This is a genomic window from Burkholderia sp. COPS (assembly GCF_019425585.1).
GTDB classification, from domain to species: domain Bacteria; phylum Pseudomonadota; class Gammaproteobacteria; order Burkholderiales; family Burkholderiaceae; genus Burkholderia; species Burkholderia cepacia.
Genome location: NZ_WIXR01000012.1, coordinates 250,020 through 271,179 on the forward strand (window position 1 = coordinate 250,020; position 21,160 = coordinate 271,179).

Here is a 21,160-nt window from a genome sequence, read left to right on the forward strand (position 1 = left end):
CGAATGAAAAAAAGGCCGAACGGGCATCCGTCCGGCCTTTCCGTTACGCCGGCGGCGCTTAGTGCTGCTTGACCGAAACGGTGTTGTTGAAGCCGTTCTGGTTGATGCTCGCGTAGTTGGCGTTGCCTTGTTGCACCAGCGTGGCGTTGTTGTTGTAGCCGGTCTGCGTCACGTAGCCCAGGTTACCCGTGCCGGACACTTGCGACGCGTTGATGACGTTGAAGCCGCCGGCCTGCGAAAGGCTCAGCACGTCGTCCGCACCCGTCTGCGACGCATTGGCGTAGTTGCCGATGTCGAGCGTCTGGTTCACCGTCGTCAGCGACCCCGATGCCGCCGATTGCGCCACGTACGCCTGGTTGTTCGCCGAGCTCTGCGCGATGGATGCCGTCGAGCCTGCCGAACTGGTTTGCGTGATCGTTGCCAGGTTGTTCGCGGCGGTTTGCGTGATGGTCGCGCTGTTGCCGAAGCCGAACTGCTGCGAGATCGCCGCGGTGTTCTGGGCGGCCGACTGGTTGATCGTCGCGGCGTCGCCGAACTCGAGCGTCTGGTTGACCGTGGCGTTGTTGCCGTCCGCCGTCTGCGTGATCGAGGTGGTATTGCTGCTCGCCAGGATCTGGTTGACCGTCGCGGTGCTGCCGGCCACGCCACCCGATTGCGAAATCGTCGTCAGGTTGGCGCCGCCGAACCACGAATTCACGTTGGCGGTTGCGGTGCCGCTCTGGGTCGTCGTGACATTGTCGCCACCTTCCGCGAACTGCGTCACGTTGGCGTTGGTCGCGCCGCCCGTTTGCGTGATCGACGTCGTGTTCGCGCCGCCCCAGGAGGTCTGGACAGACGCGGTGCCGTTGTTGCCGGTCTGCGTGATGCCGACGGTGTTGCCGATGGTGTCCGTCTGCGTCACGCTCGCGTTGTTGCCGATCGCCGTCTGGCTCGGCGTGCCCTGGTTGATCGTCACGGTGTTCCAGCCGCCGCCCTGCTGCGAGATCGACGCGGTGTCGATGTAGCTGTACTGGTTGATCGTGTTGACGTCGTATTGCGGGCCGCCCGTGTACGCCGACGTCGTCTGCGTGATGGTCGCCGAGAAATCGCCGCCGCCGGATTGCGTCACGTAGTTCTTCTCGTGCGACGAGCCCGTTTGCGACACGTTCACGCTCGAGTACGGCTGCGCCCACCAGGAGTTCTGGTTGATCACGGTCGTGTCGTCGGTACCGCCCTGGGTCGTCACGTTGGCGACGAACCCGTAGCGGGGATCGTTGCCATACGCCGACTGGCTAATCGCCACCGAATCCCCGGTCGTCGCCGTCTGTTCGACGGTTGCCGAGTTGTAGTTGCCGGTTTGCCCGATGCTCACGGTGTTACCCGATGAATCGGCCTGTGCGGCGGCCGATGCGAGCATCAGCACGGCGATTGCGATTGCAGACTTGGTCACCTTCATTTGTTGCTCCTGATTCGAAAGAAAATTTGCCGGAAAAGTCGGTCTTTGCCGACACCCCCGCCATTCGAGGACGCTCTCACGCCTCACCCCTCTGCACTTCAAGCACAGCACCTGCGACCTGCGTAACCGTTACCGCGTCAGCACCGTGGCGCGCGCACCGTGGCCGGTCTGAATCACCTGGATGCCGGTGTTCGAGCCGCCCTGCACGATGTTCACCGCGTTGTTGCTGCCGTTCTGCGTGACGCGCGCCGACAGCGACGTGCCGACCTGCGTCGAATCGACCGAATTGCCGGCGCCGTTCTGCTGCACCTGCAACGTGTTGCCGTTGCCGCGCTGCGTCGCCTTCAACGTGTTGCCGAAGCCGGCCTGCGAAGCCGCGACCCAGTTCTGCGCACCGGTCTGCCGCGCGACGATCGAGTTGCCGTCGCCGGCCTGCCGGATCAGCGCACCGTTGTGGCCCGCCTGGTCCAGCGACGCGCCGTTGCCGCCGCCGTCCTGCCGGACCGCGACGATGTTGCCGCTGTAGTCGAAGGCAGGTTCGGGCGGGCCGAGATCGCTGAGCGGCACGGGTGCGCCCGACGCGGCCTGCATGGCCGCCGCTGCCGCCACGGTCGCGAGCACCCGCCGCATCACGCGGGCACGCCCGTTCCGCTCACGCTGTCGATTCATCATGTTTTCTCCGCTGGCCGGCCTGATGCCGGTTAATGAGTGGACGCGCCCGGACGATCGATCTTCTGCGGGTCGTACGCGGTGTTGGCGTCCTCCATGTCCTGTGCGTATTGCCGGTCTTCCTGCAGATACCGCTGCATCGTCGGGTCATACCAGTCCTGGTCGTTCTTCAGCGCCCAGGTCTGGTTCGCGACACCCTGGACGATCAGGTGCGTGAGCGCCGATTCGATCGCTTCGTTGACGCAGATCTGCGCGGGTTCGTTGCGGGTCAGCCCGACTTCCGCCTGCAGCAGGTCCTTGAAGCCGACGAAGCGATAGACGCCCGTGTCGACCTGATACGAGTAGACGGTCTTGGTCGTCGAGACGCTGTTGAGCACCTGGCCCGTGCGGATGTCGATCGCGCGCAGGTTGACGGTGACCTGGTCGACCCGGTATTGCATCGATCCGCTGATGCCGAGATAGGCGACACCGGCCCCGCCGGTCCGGACGTTCGTGTCGTAGCCGACGATGCCGCCTTCGAGCACGATGTTTGCCGGCATGAGCGGCGCCATTGCATCGTTCTGCGCCTTCTTCGCATCCGCGCCGTCGGTGGCGCGCATGATCTTGCGTTCGGTCAGGAGGTCCTGCAGGTTTTCGCGTTCCACCGGCGTGAACCAGCCGGAGTCGCGCATCGCCTTGACCAGGAACGACGCGCCGCCCTGCGTGACCTGCGACGAAAACGAGCTGTCCGGCGACGCCTTGTACTGCCCGGTCAGGTCGCGAAAGCCGTAGACGGCCGCGACGATCTTGCCCTTCGGCGGCGGGAGATGCGTGAGGTCGCGCGTGGTGCGCGTCGGCGGTGTCAGCGTGGCATTGCTCAGCGCGGGCATCGGCCGCGTGACGCAGCCGGCCAGCGACAGCAGCAGCGCTGCAATCGTTGCGATCCGTGTCATCCCCGTGTCGAAGCGTGCCCGTTCAGCGTTTTTTCTCATGATTCGCCCAGTCGTTTTTTTCGATTCATTGGCCGTTGCTGACGATGAAGGTCGACGTCGCGCCCGTCGTCTTGTCGGTGGTCGTCACTTGCAGGTTGCCGTTGCCGGCCGCACTCACGACGATCGTGAAATTGCCCGTGCTGATCGTTCCCGGCTTGAGGTCGCCGTTGGTGCCGACGATCGAGTTCGTCACCGAGCTGGCGACGCGCGACAGGATCGCCTGCTGCAGCTGCGCATTGAACTGGTCGAGGGACGACGTGGAAGTCGGTGACGAATACGCGGACAGCGACGGATCCGTGTGCTTGTTCTGCGCATTCGCCTCGTTGAGCAGGTTGGGGCCATTTGCCGGGTTGCCGCCGAAGTTCGGGTTGTTCGGCTGATAAACCAGTGTCGACGACCATGTGCAAGGCGAAACCGCGGTCATCGCGACCAGGGCGATCAAGCTCAATCCGTTTCGATTCATTTTTCCTAACCCCTTGTTTTCGATTAATCGACTAAATCTCGTCTTTCGCCAGATCCGAATCGGGGAACAGCAAATTCGACAGATCGTCCTGAATGACGGTTTGAAAGGAAATATTGGCGGCGCTTTCGGCCACGGCCTTGACGTTGGCCCGCGCAATCGGCAGGAAGGTTTGGAATACGCGCTTCTGCTGGAATTCGACCCAGATCAGGCTGCCGTAACGCCCGGACGGGCGTTCGTGAATGGCGACCATGTAGCGCTCGCTCAGCGGGATTTCCGACCACGTCTGCGAGAAGTAGGTATAGAAATCGCGGCCGGCGAGCGTCACGGCATCGGTGGTCACCGTGCCGCCGAGCTGATCTTCCGGAAGGGCGTGGCGGGCGGCCGCCCGTGCGCCGGCCGCCGTGGCGCCCGCCGCCGGCTGCGCAACGGCCGGGCCCGCGCCGGGCGCGGGCTTCGGTGCTTCGAGGACCCGCTCGGCGTTCAGCAGCGTCGAAGGCGGCGCGATCGGATGTCCGCCGTTCGCCGCGGCGGAAGGCGGCGCGACGACGGTGTCCTGGGCCTGCGCGCGTGCCGTCGCGAACAGCGACAGGCACGTCACGGCCCCCCAGGCAAATCGCCTGCTTGCGCTCGATTCCATTTCCCCGACCCCGGATTCACTTGTACGAAATATGGCGGCGCCCGATTTTCGGGTTATTCGTTCCTGGTCGAACGCGGCACATGGTGGGGGGAGTCAGCAAGAGGCATGCCTGTCGCTGTTTCAAACGGAATTTATTTTAAAGTCGTTATTCGTCTAATTTTTCTGATGTGCATTTCATTCGCGTAAAACGTTTGCGGATGTGATATCTCACTAACAATCTTTCTTTTTAATTATGCGTATTGCGATTAAATCAGACGATAAATCGCGCCAATCGTGATTTGGAAATTCCTTGAGCAGCTGATGCGCGGTAAACGTAACGTGTTGCTACGGACACGCTCGTAACGACACGACGTAACGTCCGTTACGCACGTAGAATCGTCCGACCAAAGCGCAGGTTCCGGATCTCCACTCCGGCAACCTCTCTCCACGCTCTTCACGTGAACGGACTTCGGGAGCACGCATGTCATCTCGCACCTATCTCGTCACCGGCGCAACGCGCGGCATCGGCCTCGCGGTCAGTACCTTGCTCGCCCGGCACGGTCATCACGTCATCGGCCTCGCGCGAAATGTGCAGGGCATCGACTTTCCCGGCGAATTGCGCGCGTGCGATCTCGCCGACATCGAACAGACGGCGGCAACGCTTGCCCGTATCGGTGAGCAGCACGCTGTCGACGGTATCGTGAACAACGCGGGCATCGTGATGCCGCAACCGCTCGGGCAGATCGATTTCCGGTCGCTGCAGACCGTGTTCGATCTCAACGTGCGGGCCGCGATCCAGGTCACGCAGCACTTTGCGGACGCGATGAAGGCGCGCGGCCACGGGCGCATCGTCAACATCTGCAGCCGGGCGATTTTCGGCAGTCTCGATCGCACCGCGTATTCCGCCGCGAAGAGCGCGCTCGTCGGCTGCACGCGCACGTGGGCGCTCGAACTGGCCGAACACGGCGTGACCGTCAACGCGGTGGCGCCGGGACCGATCGAGACGGAACTGTTCCGGCTGACGCGGCCCGTCGGCAGCGAAGCCGAACGCAAGGTGCTCGCGACGATTCCCGCGCGCCGGCTCGGCACGCCCGACGACGTGGCGGCCGCGATCGCGTTCTTCCTGTCGGACGAGGCCGGCTTCGTCACGGGGCAGGTGCTGGCCGTGGACGGCGGCGGCAGTCTCGGCGGACGCAGCTGAAGTACGACGCACAGTCGCGCAGCCGAGCCGTCGCGCGGCGCGGCGCATGCATACGCGCGTGCTGATGGCCGGTATTCGGTTTGCGCGCATATTCCGTCGCCCCGTTAGCATGTGACGAATCGGACTTTGGGGGCCGCGCGCGCGACGCTAAGATCGCCGATCCCGTAGATCGCGCGTTCCAGAACGATGAAAAAGTCCGCTTCGCCGTTGCATGCTTTTCGTTTCCGTGTCGTCTGCGCCGCGATTGCCGGCGCGTTGTCGCTCGCATCTTGCGGCGGCGTCGACAGCGATGCGCCGTCGTCATCGACGAACCCCGCGCCACCGCTGGCGGCGAAACGCCCGAACATCCTGTACATCATGGCCGACGATCTCGGCTATTCCGACATCCATGCATTCGGCGGCGAGATCAACACGCCGAACCTCGACGCGCTCGTCGCGTCGGGCCGCATCCTGTCGAACCATCACACGGGCACCGTCTGCGCGATCACGCGCGCGATGCTGGTGTCCGGCACCGATCACCATCTGGTCGGCGAAGGCACGATGGGGGTGCCGACCGACGAACGGCGCGGGTTGCCCGGCTACGAGGGCTACCTGAACGACCGCGCGCTATCGTTCGCACAACTATTGAAGGATGCCGGTTACCACACGTACATCGCGGGCAAGTGGCATATCGGCTCGGGGATCGTCGGCAGCGCGACGGGCAGCGGGCAGACGCCGGACCAATGGGGCTTCGAGCGCAGCTACGTGCTGCTCGGCGGCGCGGCGACCAACCACTTCGCGCACGAGCCGGCCGGCTCGTCGAACTACACGGAAGACGGCCGTTACGTGCAGCCTGGCCAGCCCGGGCAGCCGGGCGGTGCGGGCGGCAGCCCGGCCGTGTTCTATTCGACCGATTTCTATACGCAGAAGCTGATCTCGTACATCGATTCGAACAAGCGCGACGGCAAGCCGTTCTTCGCGTACGCGGCGTATACGTCGCCGCACTGGCCGCTGCAGGTGCCCGAGCCATGGCTGCACAAGTACGCGGGCGTGTACGACGCCGGCTACGACGCGATCCGCAATGCGCGGATCGCACGGCAGAAGGCGCTCGGCCTGATCCCCGCCGACTTCAAGCCGTTCGACGGCCTGCCCGAAACGACGGCGGCGTCGCCCGCGACCGCGAACAACGGCACCGCGAGCGCGAAGTACATCAGCGCGGTGCATTCGGCCGCCGACGGCTACAGCGACTACGGCCCCGGCAAGGTCGACAAGCTGTGGTCGAGCCTGTCGCCGGCCGAGCGCCGGGCGCAGGCGCGCTACATGGAGATCTATGCGGGGATGGTCGAGAACCTCGACTACAACATCGGACTCCTGATCCAGCACCTGAAGGACATCGGCGAATACGACAACACGTTCATCATGTTCCAGTCGGACAACGGCGCAGAAGGCTGGCCGATCGACTCGGGCGCGGACCCGACGGCGACCGACACCGCGAACGGGCAGGAGCCGGTCTACTCGACCCTCGGCACCGACAACGGCAAGCAGAACGCGCAGCGCCTGCAGTACGGGCTGCGCTGGGCCGAGGTGAGCGCGTCGCCGTTCCGGCTCACGAAGGGGTATTCGGCCGAAGGCGGCGTATCGACGCCGACGATCGTGCGCCTGCCGGGCCAGACGCAGCAGTTGCCGACGCTGCGCGCGTTCACGCACGTGACCGACAACACGGCGACGTTCCTCGCGATCGCGGGCGTCACGCCGCCGTCGCAGCCGGCGCCGCCGCTCGTCAACACGCTGACGGGCGTCGACCAGAACAAGGGCAAGGTGATCTACAACAACCGCTACGTGTATCCGGTCACCGGCCAGTCGCTGCTGCCGGTGCTCACGGGGTCGGCGACGGGCGAGGTGCATACGACGCCGTTCGGCGACGAAGCCTACGGACGAGCCTACCTGCGCAGCGCCGACGGCCGCTGGAAGGCACTGTGGACCGAACCGCCGCTCGGGCCGCTCGACGGACACTGGCAGCTTTACGACCTCGCGTCGGATCGCGGCGAGACGACCGACGTGTCGGCGCAGAACCCGTCGGTGATCGGCACGCTCGTCGACCAGTGGAAGACCTACATGAGCAACGTCGGCGGCGTCGAACCGCTGCGTCCGCGCGGTTACTACTGATACCGGGGCGACACGATGCGGTTCCGGTTCTGGACGATCGGCGCGGCGCTGGCCGTCACGTTGTTCGCCGCCGCGTTCGCGGCCGGTTATGCGAATCCCGTCGCGCCGGGGGGCGACGCATTCGACGACGCGAATCGCGGCCGCGCGCTCGCGCCGCTCGGCTCGGAGCGGCAGTGCGAGCGTTACTCGGGGCTGCCGGCAAAGTGGCGCGACGACCCGAAGGCCGGGATGGTGCACCTGCGCGGCGGCGCGTTCGTGTTCGGCAGCACGCGCGGCTATGCGGACGAGCGCCCGGTGGGCGACGGCCGCACGCGCGTCGGCGGCTTCTGGATCGACCAGACCGACGTGACGATCGCGCAGTTCGCCGCGTTCGTGCAAGCTACCGGCTACGTTACCGAGGCCGAGCAGCAGGGCGGGGCGGCCGTGTTCCATGTGCCGACGCGCGACGAGATGAACGCGCGTGACCTCGCGTGGTGGTCGTGGGTGAAGGGCGCATCGTGGCGCCATCCGCGCGGGCCGGGCAGCGGCGTCGACGGGATCGGCAACCTGCCCGTCACGCTCGTCACGCAACGCGATGCGCTCGCGTATGCGCGCTGGCTCGGCCGCGACCTGCCGACCGAGGCCGAATGGGAATACGCGGGCAAGGCGGGCCGCGACGACGCGTCGCTCGACGCGGCGCCGCGCGACGCGCAGGGCAAGCCGGCCGCGAACTACTGGCAGGGCGCGTTCCCGGTGCTCGACACGGCCGAGGACGGCCATGCGGGGCTCGCGCCCGTCGGCTGCTACGCGGCGAACGGGTTCCGGCTCTACGACATGATCGGCAATGCGTGGGAGTGGACGAAGGACGCCTATACGGGCCCGCACCAGTCGCATACCAACGGCGACACGGCGGCCGTCGCGCCGCCGACGCGTCGGCACGATACACCGATGGTCATCAAGGGCGGCTCGTTCCTGTGCTCGCGCGATTACTGCGTGCGCTATCGCGCGTCGTCGCGTGAACAGCAGGAAGCCGATCTCGGTGCGTCGCATATCGGATTTCGCACGATTCTGAGGGACGCGTCATGAAGCGCGTCGTGCACTACCTGGGCGCGTGGCTGATGGTCGCGTGCGGGGGCGTTCATCCGGCTTTGGCCATCGCCGCTGAATCGACTGCACCGACTGCAGCGACTGCAGCGACTGCTGCGGCCGTCCGCGTCGGCGTGACGCGCGGCGTGCATGCGCAGATCCTCGACGAAGTGAAGCGGGTCGCCGCGTCACGAGGATTCGGCATCGACGTCGTCGAATTCGACGATGCGTCGCGCATCGACGCGGCGCTGGCCGATGGCCGGATCGACGCGGCCAGCTTCGAGGATGCGCAACAGCTTGCCGCGACGCGCGCGCAGAAACGCTACGCCCTGACCGGGATCGCGCCGACCGTCACGCTGCCGATGGCGCTTTATTCGCGCAAGCTCAAGAACCTGAACGAACTGCAACCCGGTGCGACGGTCGCGATTCCCGCCGATCCGCGCGGGATGGCGCGTGCGCTCGTGCTGCTGCAGAACGACACGCTGGTGACGCTGCGCGAGCAGGCCGGGCTGCATGCGACGCTGCGCGACGTGACCGGCAACCGGCTCGGGCTGAAGCTCGTCGCGCTGCGCCGCGAACGCCTTTACGCGGCGCTCGACAAGGCCGCGTTCGTTGCAATCGACAGCGACGATGCCGCGCGTGCCGGGCTGCAACCCGCGCGCGACAGCATCAGCCTCGAGGACGCGCGCTCGCCGTATGCGAACGTGCTGACGGTGCGCGATGCCGATCGCGCGAAGCCGTGGGTGACGCAGCTCGTCGCCGCCTATCACTCGGACGACGTCGCGCGTTTCATTCTCACGCGCTACCAGGATTCGGTGCGACGGCCGTGGTAGACACCTACCTGCTCGCGTGTAACGCATGCGGACGCTGCTGCAACAGCCCGCCGACGCTGTCGTTGCGCGAACTGTTCCGGCATCGGCATCGCTTCGTCGGTGCGCTGACGATCGGTCGCGTGCCGAAGCGGCGGATCGGCGAGCGCTGGCATGCGGGCGGCCGCGAGCACGCGTTCGATGCCGACGATGTCGCGGCTTTTGATGCGCTGGCCGGGCAGTTGTTTCATCGCACCGGCGGCGCGGGGAGCGAATGGATCGCGCTGACGCTGCAGGGCTACGACTATCCGTCGCTCGGCCGTTGCGCGGCACTGGCCGACGACGGCCGCTGCAGCGTACATGCGGACAAGCCGTCGATCTGCGGCGCGGTGCCGCTCGATCCGATGCTGCCCGACCGGCTGCAGTCCCGAGTGCTGGCCGCGCGGCGCGACGATGCGGCGTGGCTTGGCGCGGACTGTATTGTCGAAACGACGAGCACGCAATCTTCCGTCGCGGCTTCGTTCCCGATTCTGCTGGTGACGGCCGGACAGGTCGCAGACCGCGCGGCGCTCGATGCATATCGCGATGCGCTCGTGTTCGAGCGCGCGGTGTGGCGCGACGCGGTGTTCGCATCGTTGACCGGCGGCGGGCAGGAGGTACACCGTGCGCTGTCGCGGCTTGCACCCGGCGGCTACCTGACCGTGTCGATCGTGCCCGTCCTGCTCGCCGTTGCGTCGGTATCCGCGCATTGCCGCACGCTGTGCATCGACTTCATCGACGCTCAGCGTGCATTGATCGCCGCGAACATCGACGCGGCACTCGCACGCCGGCATGCCGGCGACCGCCCCGCGACGCGCGAGTTGCGCGGCTTCGGCGAGGCGCTCGAACGTGCACGGCACGCGCTGGCCGCGATGCCGGCGCCCACGGCCGGCATGCGTGAAGACGCGCCGCGCATCGACGCGTGGCTCGCCGGCCAGGCCGGTGCCGATCCGCTGGCCGCGTGACGATCGCGGCACACTGCGCGTGCCTTACAATCGCCGCTCTTTCAATCGCTGTCGCTGGAGCAGGCATGTACGCGTCGACCTTCATTTTTCGTGCCGGTCAATACGACGACGAGTTCCACCGGCTCGACCGGCAGATCGCCGACATGGCGCGCGCGACTCCCGGCTATCTCGGCGAGGAGACGTGGGAGAACGCCGAATCGGGGTTGATCCAGAACGTCTACTACTGGGAGTCGGAGGCGGCGCTGCAGCAGTTGATGCAGCATCCGGCGCATCGCGAGGCAAAGGCGAAGCAGGCGTGCTGGCTGGACGGCTATCGCGTCGTGATTTCGAAGGTGCTGCGCGAGTACGGCGACGGCAAGCTGATGCAGCCGCACGGAGGGTTATCCGCGTGAATAGCTGTCTGAATCATTTATTTCGCATTGCAGATAAGTAACGACATGCCGCGCCTGGAAGCTCGCGCTTGAACACGTATTTCCGCGGTATCGCGTGCAATCAATTCTTCATCAAGCATGGCCAAGGTGGCTGGGCTATACGCTCAGGAACCCGAAAAACACAGCTTTGCGCGACCCACGCCTCAGAGCGCTTCAACCAACCGCCGCGTACTCTTCTCGCAATACTCATGACACGCGACCCGCGCCGCAATCGACGCGCCGTGCACGAACCTCGGCGCATCCGCCCGCCGCGACATCGACACGACGATCGACGGCGGTGACGGCTGCAGCGGCAGTTCGACGACTTCGCCGCTTTCGATCAGCGCATCGACGAACAGCACCGGAATCGCCGCGACGCCGAAACCGTCGCGCACGAGCTGAACGATCACGGAGATGGAAGGCGACCCGGTGATGCGCGTGTCCGACAGCGGCACGCCGTGCGCATGCGCAAGGGTACGGACGATATCCTCGAGCGCGCGGTGGGGCGCCGTACCGCGCCCATACGTGAGAATCGGCTGGCGCAGCACCTGCCGCGCGAGGCCCGAGCGCGTATTCGGCAGCAGCCCCGCCCGCGCGATCCAGCGCACCGGATAGTTCGCGAGCGCGTCGCACACGACCGACGCTTCGTCGCTGCCTTCCACGCGGATGATCAGGTCGAGCTCGCCGGCCATCAGCCGGCGCTGCAGCACGACGCTGACGTCGACGGTCAGGTCGATTTCCAGCTGCGGATAGTCGGCCGCCAGCCGCCGCATGTAGTGCGGCAGCCAGCTGTGCACGACGGTCTCGATCACGCCGAGCCGCAGCTTCCCGCGCAGCGCACTTTCGCCGGACGCGGCGGCCAGCAGTTCCTGCGTCGCCTCGACCACGGCTTTCGCGTAGCCGAGCAGGTATTCGCCGTTCGGCGTGAGCCGGAACTCGCGGCTGTCGCGGTCGACGAGTACCGTCTGCAATTCGTCCTCGAGCGCCTTCAGGCGCTGCGAGATCGCGGCCGGCGTCGCATGCAGCGCGGCGGCCGTCGTGCGGAAGTTGCGCAGCTTCGCGAGCGTGACGAAGGTTTCGAGAAAACGCGTGTTCATGGCGGTCGGACGGAGCGTGGATGCGCACTTTGCCGGTGAGGAAAAGTGAACGGAGCCGGGGAAAACCCGAAGACCTGTTAAGAAATTCTATACACGAAGCGCAAAAAAACTCGTTGGCGACAAAATTTTTTCTTTTCTATTCTTCGCCGTATCCGATGACACGGCACCGTCATCCCGACGACACACCGATAAGCGACAGAACCTCATGACGCCTTCCGAATTCCGCCAGTCCGTGCGCCGCGGCGCATTCCGCGGCCCGACCGCGGGCCATTGCGGCCCGTACGCGCAAGCGAACCTCGCGATCCTGCCTGATGCGTATGCGCACGATTTCCTGCGCTTCTGTCAGGCGAACCCGAAAGCCTGCCCGCTGCTGGGCGTCGGCGAACCGGGCGCGTTCCGGGTCGACGCGCTCGGCGAGGATCTCGACATCCGCACCGACGTGCCGAGCTACAACATCTATCGCGACGGCCGCCTGACCGAGCGCGTCGAGTCGCTGGAAGCGCTGTGGCGCGACGATTTCGTCGTGTTCGCGATCGGCTGCTCGTTCTCGTTCGAGGACATGCTGGCCCGCGAAGGGATCGGCCTGCGCCACGTCGAGGAGGGGCGCAACGTGCCGATGTACCGCACGTCGATCCCGAACCGCCGGGCGGGGATCTTCGGTGGCCAGCTCGTCGTGTCGATGCGGCCGATGCGCGGCGCCGACGCGATCCGCGCGGTGCAGGTCACGAGCCGGTTTCCGGGCGTGCACGGCGCGCCGATCCATCTCGGCGATCCGCGCGAACTCGGCATCGCCGACCTGAACGCGCCCGAATTCGGCGACGCGGTGACGATCCGCGACGGCGAGCTACCGGTGTTCTGGGCGTGCGGCGTGACGCCGCAAACCGCGCTGATGGACGCGAAGCTGCCGATCGCGATCGCGCACACACCCGGCCACATGCTGATGACCGACATCACGAACGCGTCGCTGGCCGTATTCTGATCCGGGGCGACGACGGCCCGCACGACATACCGCACCACATACCGCACGCACGACCGCCGTTTGACGGCGCATCACGACAGGAGCATCACCATGGAAAGCAAGACCCTCGCGGCGAGCGCCGCGGAGCCCGCGAGCCCCGAGCGCAACGGCCTGTTCTCGTGGTACGGCGACGCGCAGCCGCGCGAGCGCCGCGCGTTCTGGAGCTGCAAGGTCGGCTACATGCTCGACGGGATGGACACGCAGATGCTGTCGTTCGTGATCCCGACGCTCGTCGCGACCTGGGGCATCTCGTTCGCGGATGCGGGCTTCATCGGCACGGTCACGCTGCTCGCGTCGGCGGCCGGCGGCTGGATCGCCGGCATCCTGTCCGACCGGATCGGCCGCGTGCGCACACTGCAGCTCACGGTGCTGTGGTTCGCCGTGTTCACCGCGTTGTGCGGGCTCGCGCAGAACTACCATCAGCTGCTCGCCGCGCGCGCGCTGATGGGTTTCGGCTTCGGCGGCGAATGGACGGCCGGCGCCGTGCTGATCGGCGAAGTGATCCGCGCACGCGACCGCGGCAAGGCGGTCGGCCTCGTGCAGTCGGGCTGGGCGATCGGCTGGGGGCTGTGCGCGCTGCTGTATGCGCTGCTGTTCTCGGTGCTGCCTGCCGAGCAGGCGTGGCGCGCGCTGTTCCTCGTCGGGCTCGCACCGGCGCTGCTGGTCGTCGCGATCCGCCGCTACGTGAAGGAGCCGGACGTCTACGAGAAGGAGAAGGCCGCGCAGGCGAAAGTGGCCGACGCGCCGCGCCTCACCGAGATCTTCGCGCCGAAGCTGATCACGACGACGCTGCGCGCGGCGCTGCTGACGACCGGCGCGCAGGGCGGCTACTACGCGATCACGACGTGGCTGCCGACCTTCCTGAAGACCGAGCGTCACCTCACGGTGATGGGCACCGGCGGTTATCTGGCGATGATCATCTTCGGCTCGTGGGTCGGCTACCTGACGAGCGCGTACCTGACCGACCGCCTCGGCCGCAAGCCGAACTTCATCCTGTTCGCGCTCGGCTCGATGGTGATCGCGTTCGCGTACACGTCGCTGAACCTGACCAACGCGTCGATGCTGTGGCTCGGTTTCCCGCTCGGTTTCTTCGCATCGGGCATCTTCTCGGGGATGGGCGCATTCCTCACCGAACTGTTCCCGACCCGCGTGCGCGGCTCCGGCCAGGGCTTCTGCTACAACGTGGGCCGCGCGATCGGTGCGCTGTTCCCGTTCCTGATCGGCGCGCTGTCGAAGCAATACGGGCTCGGCATGAGCATCGGCATCTTCGCGGTCACCGCATACGGCGTGGTGATCGTCGCCGCGCTGACGCTGCCCGAGACACGCGGCCGCGAACTCGACGCCGCCTGAACCGGCGGGGCGGTCCGCCCCGCGTTGTCCTCCCCCTTTCATCGCCCCCGTGACATGGCGCGCCGCGCGCGCCGTGCGGCGGCGCTCGTCCCTCGATTTCACGACGCATCGACCCGACATCATGACTGACCGACACGACACCCCCGTTTCCTCCGACGCCGCGCGCTGGCAATTCTGGATCGACCGCGGCGGCACGTTCACCGACATCGTCGCGCGCCGGCCCGACGGCACGCTCGTCACGCACAAGCTGCTGTCGGAGAACCCCGAGCAGTATCGCGACGCGGCCGTGGCCGGGATTCGCCACCTGCTGGGCCTCGCGGCCGGCGAGCCGATCACGCCCGAGCGCGTCGACATGGTGAAGATGGGCACGACGGTCGCGACCAACGCGCTGCTCGAACGCAAGGGCGAACGCACTGCGCTCGCGACGACGCGCGGTTTTCGCGACGTGCTGCGCATCGCGTACCAGAACCGGCCGCGCCTGTTCGATCTCGACATCGTGCTGCCCGACGCGCTGTACGAAACCGTCGTCGAGATCGACGAGCGCGTCGGCGCGCACGGCGACGTCGTCGTGCCGCTCGACGCGGAGCAGGCCGAAGCGTCGCTGCGCCGCGTGTACGACTCGGGCGTGCGCGCGCTCGCGATCGTGCTGATCCACGGCTATCGCTACACCGCGCACGAACGCGCGCTGGCCGCGCTGGCGCGCCGGATCGGCTTCACGCAGGTATCGGTGTCGCACGAGGTGTCGCCGCTGATGAAGATGGTGTCGCGCGGCGACACGACCGTCGTCGACGCGTACCTGTCGCCGATCCTGCGTCGTTATGTCGAGCAGGTCGCGCACGAGATGCCGGGCGTGAACCTGCAGTTCATGCAGAGCAGCGGCGGCCTCACGCGTGCCGACGCGTTCCAGGGCAAGGACGCGATCCTGTCGGGCCCGGCCGGCGGCATCGTCGGGATGGTTCGCGCCGCGCAGGCGGCCGGCTTCGAGCGCGTGATCGGCTTCGACATGGGCGGCACGTCGACGGACGTGTCGCATTACCACGGCGAGTTCGAGCGCGTGTTCGAGACGCAGGTGGCCGGCGTGCGGATGCGCGCGCCGATGATGAGCATCCATACGGTGGCCGCCGGCGGCGGCTCGGTGCTGGGCTTCGACGGCGCGCGGCTGCGCGTCGGGCCCGAGTCGGCCGGCGCGAACCCGGGGCCGGCCGCGTACCGGCGCGGCGGCCCGCTGACGGTGACCGACTGCAACGTGATGCTCGGCAAGATCCAGCCCGATCATTTCCCGCGCGTGTTCGGCCCGCATGCGGACGAACCGCTCGACCGCGACGGCGTGGTCGCGAAGTTCGCCGCGCTCGCCGACGAGATCCACGCGGCGACCGGGCGGCGCGAGACGCCCGAGGCGCTCGCCGAAGGTTTCCTGGAAATCGCGATCGGCAGCATGGCGAACGCGATCAAGAAGATCTCGGTGCAGCGCGGCCACGACGTGTCACGCTACGTGCTGACGACGTTCGGCGGCGCGGGCGGCCAGCATGCGTGCGGCGTGGCCGACGCGCTCGGGATGACGCAGGTGTTCGCGCACCCGCTCGCGGGCGTGCTGTCCGCATACGGGATGGGCCTCGCCGACCAGACCGCGATGCGCGAGCGTGCGGTCGAGGCGGTGTTGTCCGACGCGTCGCTGCCGGCGCTGAACGCGGCGCTCGACCGGCTGGCCGACGAGGCCGTCGGCGCGTTGCTCGAACAGGGCGTGCCGCAGGCGCGGATCGCGATCGAGCGCCGCGTGCACCTGCGCTACCAGGGCACCGATTCGACGCTCGACGTGCCGGCCGGCAGCGTCGCCGCGATGCAGCAGGCATTCGAGGCCGCGTACCGGCAGCGCTACGCGTTCCTGATGCCCGGCACGCCGCTGGTGGCCGAACTCGCGTCGGTCGAGGCGATCGGCCGCTCCGACGCGCCGGTGGAGATCGCCCCGCTCGCGCCGCGCGGCGACGGCAGCGACTCTGACGCACTGCGCGCGCATTCCGCGGTGCGCTTTTATTCCGGCGGCCAATGGCACGATGCGGCGCTCTACGTGCGCGACACGCTGCTGGCCGGCGACGCGATCGACGGCCCGGCGATCGTCGCGGAACAGAACGGCACGACCGTCGTCGAGCCCGGCTGGCGCGCGCAGATGACCGCGCAGGGCAACCTCGTGCTGACACGTACGACGCCGCTGCCGACGCGCCGCTCGCTCGGCACCGACGCCGACCCGGTGCGGCTCGAGATCTTCAACAACCTGTTCATGTCGATCGCCGAGCAGATGGGGCTGCGGCTGCAGAACACCGCGTACTCGGTGAACATCAAGGAGCGGCTCGACTTCTCGTGCGCGATCTTCGACGGCGACGGCAACCTGATCGCGAACGCGCCGCACATGCCGGTGCACCTGGGCTCGATGGGCGAGAGCATCCGCACGGTGATCGAGCGCAACCGCGGCCGCATGCGCGACGGCGACGTGTTCATGCTGAACGATCCGTATCACGGCGGCACGCACCTGCCGGACGTGACCGTCATCACGCCGGTGTTCGCGGACGGTTCGGACGCGCCGCTGTTCTACGTCGGCTCGCGCGGCCACCACGCGGACATCGGCGGCACGACACCGGGCTCGATGCCGCCCGATTCGACGCATATCGACGAGGAAGGCGTGCTGATCGACAACTGGCAGCTCGTGTCGGCCGGCACGCTGCGCGATGCGGAAACCCGCGCGCTGCTCGCGTCGGGCCGTTACCCGGCGCGCAACGTCGAGCAGAACATGGCCGACCTGCGCGCGCAGGTCGCCGCGAACCAGAAGGGCGTCGACGAGCTGCGCCGGATGGTCGCGCAGTTCGGCCGCGACGTCGTGCTCGCGTTCATGGGGCACGTGCAGGACAACGCGGAAGAAGCGGTGCGGCGCGTGATCGGCGCGCTGCAGGACGGCGCGTACCGCTACCCGCTCGACAACGGCGCGGAGATTCGCGTCGCGATCCGCGTCGACCGGGCCGCGCGGCGCGCGGAAATCGACTTCACGGGCACGTCCGCGCAGCTCGACAACAACTTCAATGCGCCGAAGGCCGTGTGCATGGCCGCCGTGCTGTACGTGTTCCGGACGCTGGTCGGCGACGACATCCCGCTGAATGCCGGCTGCCTGAAGCCGCTCACGGTGATCGTGCCGGCCCGTTCGATGCTGAATCCCGAGTATCCGGCGGCGGTCGTGTCGGGCAACGTCGAGACGTCGTCGGCCATCACCAACGCGCTGTACGGCGCGCTCGGCTGCGTTGCGTCGAGCCAGGGAACGATGAATAACTTCACATTCGGCAACGATCGCTACCAGTACTACGAGACGATTGCGGGCGGCAGCGGTGCCGGCGACGGCTTCGCGGGCGTCGGCGCGGTGCAGACGCACATGACGAACTCGCGGCTCACCGATCCGGAGGTGCTGGAATGGCGCTACCCGGTGCGGCTCGATTCGCACCGGATCCGCGCCGGGTCGGGCGGCGGCGGCCGCTGGCGCGGCGGCGACGGCGCGGTGCGGCGGATCCGCTTCCTCGAGCCGATGACCGCGTCGATCCTGTCGAACAACCGGATCCACGCGCCGTTCGGTGCGGCGGGCGGCGAGGCCGGCGCCCTCGGCCGCAACTCGATCGAGCGCGCGGACGGCACGGTCGAGGCGCTCGAGCATATCGGCCGTGCGCAGATGGCGCCGGGCGACGTGTTCGTCGTCGAAACCCCGGGCGGCGGCGGATACGGCGCGGCGGGCTGAGCCGGGCGACCGGCGCGGGCGACCGGCGTGGGCGACCGCGCCGGCACGCGGATAACATTGCAACGGACTGTGGAATAAAGCCGTGCATTAATGCCCGAACGGAATCAAAAAATACGGAAAACCGGGTCGCAGGAACGCGATCCGACCCTGTCGCCACGAGCCCGCCGCAGCGTTGCCCCGGTACTCCGGAATCGGCCGCAAACGCCCGCCCGGCGGGGCGTTCAGCCTGTCGCGCCAGGCGCGTTGCGCACCGCCGCACCCGCGTTCAGACGGGCTGCCAATCATGAAAAATCCGGCTTGCCAATCGAGTCCCAATTCCTTGACACTCCGCTCTAAATGTGAGTGCCATTCTCGATCGTCATTTGATAAGATGGCTCTCATCATTCGTTAGGTACAACCTGCGCGCATCACGCGCGAACGCCGGGTCGCATTAGCTGGAAACAAGTACGGGACGAGGCCCATCATCACGGCAACCACGGTTGCCTTTCCGGGAGCGCGCTGCGCGGCCCGGAAGGGCGGTCGGCCGACTCGCCTCCGTCTACACTGTGCGTTTTTTCTGGATCGGGGCGTCTCCATGGATGACGAAAACGATAGCGCGGTGCTCGAGGCGCACGTCGGTACGCGCAGCCCCTGCTGGCGTCTCGGCAGCGACAGCAATGCACTCGAACTGGCGGCCGTCCGCGGCCTGACCAACGTCGCCGTCGCGCTGACGGCCGAACAGGCCGCGAGCATCCGCGCGCTGACCGGCGTCACGTCGCACCTCGTGCTCGACATCGCGCTGTTCGGCGAACCGGTCAGGCTCCACCTCGTCGGCCGGAAGGTCGACACGACCAACTGGGCCGGCACGGCCTCCGCCTATTCCGATGCCGAGTCCGTCGCGGTCGATCTCGCGCACGGGCTCGCGTTCGCCGAGCAGGTCGTGTCGGAGGTGAACTCGCTCGTCGTGATCCTCGACCGCAACGGGATGGTGCAGCGCTTCAACCGCCTGTGCGAGGAAGTGACGGGCAAGCGCGAGGTCGATGTGATCGGCCGCAGTGCGTTCGAGCTGTTCATGAGCCCGGAGCAGGGCGCGCAGTCGCGCAGCAACATCACCGGCTTTTTCGCGAGCAACCACTCGTTCGCGGTCGAGCGCTACATCAATACGGTCAACGGGCCGCGCCTGTTCCAGTTCCGCAACAAGTTCGTCCAGAGCGGCAGCGGGGTCGACGAGCAGTTCCTGATCTGCTCGGGCATCGACATCACCGAGGAGCGCAGCGCGCAGCAGCGGCTCACCGAACTCGCGAACACCGACGTGCTCACCGGGCTGCCGAACCGCCATGCGATCAGCGAGCGCATCCACGCGGCGATCGCCGCCGAAACCGCCGCGACGCGCGGGCAGGTCGGCATCCTGTTCCTCGATCTCGACAACTTCAAGCGCGTCAACGATCACTACGGGCACATCACCGGCGACCGGCTGCTGCAGGACGTGTCGGCGATCATCAGCGGCTGCCTGCCGTCCGGCGCGACGCTCGCGCGGCTCGGCGGCGACGAATTCCTCGTGCTGTTCGAGCACGGCACGCGGCCGCTGCTCGAAGCGACCGCGCAGATCATCCTCGAGCGGCTGCGCACGCCGATCCATCTCGGGCTGATGGAGGTCTACACGAGCTGCTCGATCGGCATCGCGATGCATCCGCAGCACGGCGACTCGCTCGAGACGCTGATCCGCAGCGCGGATACCGCGATGTACGTCGCGAAGGAAGAGGGCAAGCATACGTACCGCGTGTTCTCGCTGGAGATGAACCAGAAGGTCGCGAAGTACATGTGGCTCGACACGAACCTGCGCAAGGCGCTCGAAGAAGAGCAGTTCGTGCTGCACTACCAGCCGGTCGTCGATATCGCGACCGGCGACGTGCATGGCGTCGAGGCGCTGATCCGCTGGCAGTCGCCCGATCGCGGGCTCGTCGCGCCGATCGAGTTCATCCGCTTCGCGGAGGAGTCGGGCCTGATCGCGCCGCTCGGGCGCTGGGTGATGCGCACCGCGGCCGCGCAGGCCGCCGCGTGGAAGGCGAAGGGGCTCGGTATCCGGATCGCGGTGAACGTGTCCGCGCGGCAGTTGCAGGACATGAACATCGTGCACCAGATGGCGTCGATCCTCGACGCCGCGGGCCTGAAGCCCGGCCTGCTCGACATCGAGCTGACCGAGAGCTGCTTCATCGAGGACGAGGAGGCGGCCAATGGGCTGATGCGCCAGTTCCGCCAGCTCGGCGCGGAGATCCATCTCGACGATTTCGGCACCGGTTATTCGTCGCTGTCGCAGTTGTCGCGCCTGCCGCTCGACGCGATCAAGCTCGACCGCACCTTCATCACGGCCATCGACCGCAATCCGCGCTCGCAGGCGCTGGTGCGCTCGGTCGTGTCGCTCGCGAAGGCGCTGAATTTCGCGGTGATCGCCGAAGGTGTCGAAACGCATGCGGAAGCCGAGTTCCTCAAGCAGCTCGACGTCGATCACGCGCAGGGCTACTACTACGCGCGCCCGATGCCGGCACAGGCGTTCGAGGCGTGGCTCGCGGAAACGAGAAAGCTCAGGCTGATCGCCTGAGCGCCGTTCATGAAAGGGCGCCGCCCGCAGGCGGCGCCCGTCGCACTACACCGTGCGCAGCTTCGACACGCGCCGGTTCTGCAGCATCACGAGGCGTTCCATGTACGCGAGATCCTTCGGCTCGATCGTGAACGCCGCATGCACCCATGCTTCCGTGATGTCCATCAGCTCGGAGCGCGACAGCTGGAACACCCGCTCACGCGCGCGCAGCATCGCGCGCACGCCGTTCAGCTTCGGCTTCGTCACGTCGATGAAGGTACGCATCGCGAGATACGCGTCACCCGCGTCGAACGTCTGGTCGATCAGGCCGCGATCCTCATACCACTCGGATGCGTGCGCTTCGCCGGTCGCGATCAGTTGCTCCGCGAGGCCCCGATCGGCCTTGCGCGCGACCAGTGAATAGCCGCCCATGCCCGGGAACAGGTTGAACGCGATCTCGGGGAACCCGAGCTTCACGCCCTTCTGCGCGAGCACGTAGTGATGCGCGAGCGCGGCCTCGAAGCCGCCGCCGAGCGCGCTGCCCTCGACCATCGCGATCGAGATCGCCCCGGTGCCGAAGC

17 protein-coding genes are annotated in these 21,160 nt (G+C 67.1%); 10 read left to right on the forward strand and 7 right to left on the reverse strand.

Going from position 1 to position 21,160, the window contains the following annotated elements; genetic code table 11:
* Positions 1 to 58 precede the first annotated feature (58 nt).
* From FOZ70_RS10635 to FOZ70_RS10655, 5 genes are all read right to left on the reverse strand, one after another.
* The gene (locus FOZ70_RS10635) at positions 59 to 1,435 is read right to left on the reverse strand and encodes a hypothetical protein (RefSeq protein WP_219705828.1); all 1,377 of its coding nucleotides are present in this window, start codon (positions 1,433 to 1,435) and stop codon (positions 59 to 61) included.
* 129 nt (positions 1,436 to 1,564) lie between these two features.
* Positions 1,565 to 2,107, reverse strand: a complete 543-nt coding sequence (locus tag FOZ70_RS10640; protein ID WP_124588680.1) for a hypothetical protein — start codon at positions 2,105 to 2,107, stop codon at positions 1,565 to 1,567.
* A gap of 29 nt (positions 2,108 to 2,136) precedes the next feature.
* On the reverse strand, positions 2,137 to 3,036 hold the full coding sequence (locus tag FOZ70_RS10645; RefSeq protein ID WP_042976486.1) for a CsgG/HfaB family protein: 900 nt from the start codon (positions 3,034 to 3,036) through the stop codon (positions 2,137 to 2,139).
* A 64-nt stretch (positions 3,037 to 3,100) separates the two neighbouring features.
* Positions 3,101 to 3,523: a curli assembly protein CsgF gene (locus FOZ70_RS10650; RefSeq protein ID WP_225723295.1), complete on the reverse strand. Its 423-nt coding sequence runs from the start codon at positions 3,521 to 3,523 to the stop codon at positions 3,101 to 3,103.
* 46 nt (positions 3,524 to 3,569) lie between these two features.
* Positions 3,570 to 4,175, reverse strand: coding sequence for a CsgE family curli-type amyloid fiber assembly protein (locus FOZ70_RS10655; protein WP_081058819.1), 606 nt, complete (start codon positions 4,173 to 4,175; stop codon positions 3,570 to 3,572).
* Between the two features lie 460 nt (positions 4,176 to 4,635).
* Here FOZ70_RS10655 and FOZ70_RS10660 point away from each other — a divergent pair, with 460 nt between their 5' ends.
* The 6 genes from FOZ70_RS10660 (at position 4,636) to FOZ70_RS10685 (ending at position 10,770) form a co-directional block, all read left to right on the forward strand.
* On the forward strand, positions 4,636 to 5,355 hold the full coding sequence (locus FOZ70_RS10660; protein WP_059589405.1) for an SDR family oxidoreductase: 720 nt from the start codon (positions 4,636 to 4,638) through the stop codon (positions 5,353 to 5,355).
* Between the two features lie 186 nt (positions 5,356 to 5,541).
* On the forward strand, positions 5,542 to 7,500 hold the full coding sequence (locus tag FOZ70_RS10665) for an arylsulfatase (RefSeq protein ID WP_219705830.1): 1,959 nt from the start codon (positions 5,542 to 5,544) through the stop codon (positions 7,498 to 7,500).
* A 15-nt stretch (positions 7,501 to 7,515) separates the two neighbouring features.
* A complete protein-coding gene (locus FOZ70_RS10670) occupies positions 7,516 to 8,565 on the forward strand; it encodes a formylglycine-generating enzyme family protein (protein WP_060129417.1) in 1,050 nt (349 codons plus the stop codon).
* Positions 8,562 to 9,398, forward strand: a complete 837-nt coding sequence (locus FOZ70_RS10675; RefSeq protein ID WP_219705832.1) for a MetQ/NlpA family lipoprotein — start codon at positions 8,562 to 8,564, stop codon at positions 9,396 to 9,398. The genes FOZ70_RS10670 and FOZ70_RS10675 overlap by 4 nt, the downstream gene beginning before the upstream one ends.
* Entirely contained in the window at positions 9,392 to 10,378 is a 987-nt protein-coding gene (locus FOZ70_RS10680; protein ID WP_219705834.1) for a YkgJ family cysteine cluster protein, read from the forward strand. Before FOZ70_RS10675 ends, FOZ70_RS10680 begins: the two co-directional genes overlap by 7 nt.
* A 65-nt stretch (positions 10,379 to 10,443) precedes the next feature.
* Positions 10,444 to 10,770, forward strand: coding sequence for an antibiotic biosynthesis monooxygenase (locus tag FOZ70_RS10685; RefSeq protein ID WP_219705836.1), 327 nt, complete (start codon positions 10,444 to 10,446; stop codon positions 10,768 to 10,770).
* Between the two features lie 182 nt (positions 10,771 to 10,952).
* On the opposite strand, the gene FOZ70_RS10690 is transcribed toward FOZ70_RS10685, so the two are convergent.
* Positions 10,953 to 11,885, reverse strand: coding sequence for a LysR family transcriptional regulator (locus tag FOZ70_RS10690; protein WP_021161672.1), 933 nt, complete (start codon positions 11,883 to 11,885; stop codon positions 10,953 to 10,955).
* 205 nt (positions 11,886 to 12,090) lie between these two features.
* Here FOZ70_RS10690 and FOZ70_RS10695 point away from each other — a divergent pair, with 205 nt between their 5' ends.
* From FOZ70_RS10695 to pdeR, 4 genes are all read left to right on the forward strand, one after another.
* On the forward strand, positions 12,091 to 12,864 hold the full coding sequence (locus FOZ70_RS10695; protein ID WP_219705838.1) for a putative hydro-lyase: 774 nt from the start codon (positions 12,091 to 12,093) through the stop codon (positions 12,862 to 12,864).
* 90 nt (positions 12,865 to 12,954) lie between these two features.
* A complete protein-coding gene (locus tag FOZ70_RS10700; protein WP_219705840.1) occupies positions 12,955 to 14,253 on the forward strand; it encodes an MFS transporter in 1,299 nt (432 codons plus the stop codon).
* A 121-nt stretch (positions 14,254 to 14,374) separates the two neighbouring features.
* Positions 14,375 to 18,022: a hydantoinase B/oxoprolinase family protein gene (locus FOZ70_RS10705; protein ID WP_219705842.1), complete on the forward strand. Its 3,648-nt coding sequence runs from the start codon at positions 14,375 to 14,377 to the stop codon at positions 18,020 to 18,022.
* Between the two features lie 574 nt (positions 18,023 to 18,596).
* Positions 18,597 to 20,600, forward strand: coding sequence for a cyclic di-GMP phosphodiesterase (gene pdeR / locus FOZ70_RS10710; protein ID WP_059488994.1), 2,004 nt, complete (start codon positions 18,597 to 18,599; stop codon positions 20,598 to 20,600).
* 45 nt (positions 20,601 to 20,645) lie between these two features.
* On the opposite strand, the gene FOZ70_RS10715 is transcribed toward pdeR, so the two are convergent.
* Positions 20,646 to 21,160: crotonase/enoyl-CoA hydratase family protein (locus FOZ70_RS10715; RefSeq protein ID WP_258025593.1), on the reverse strand; the 515-nt coding region annotated here is incomplete at its 5' end.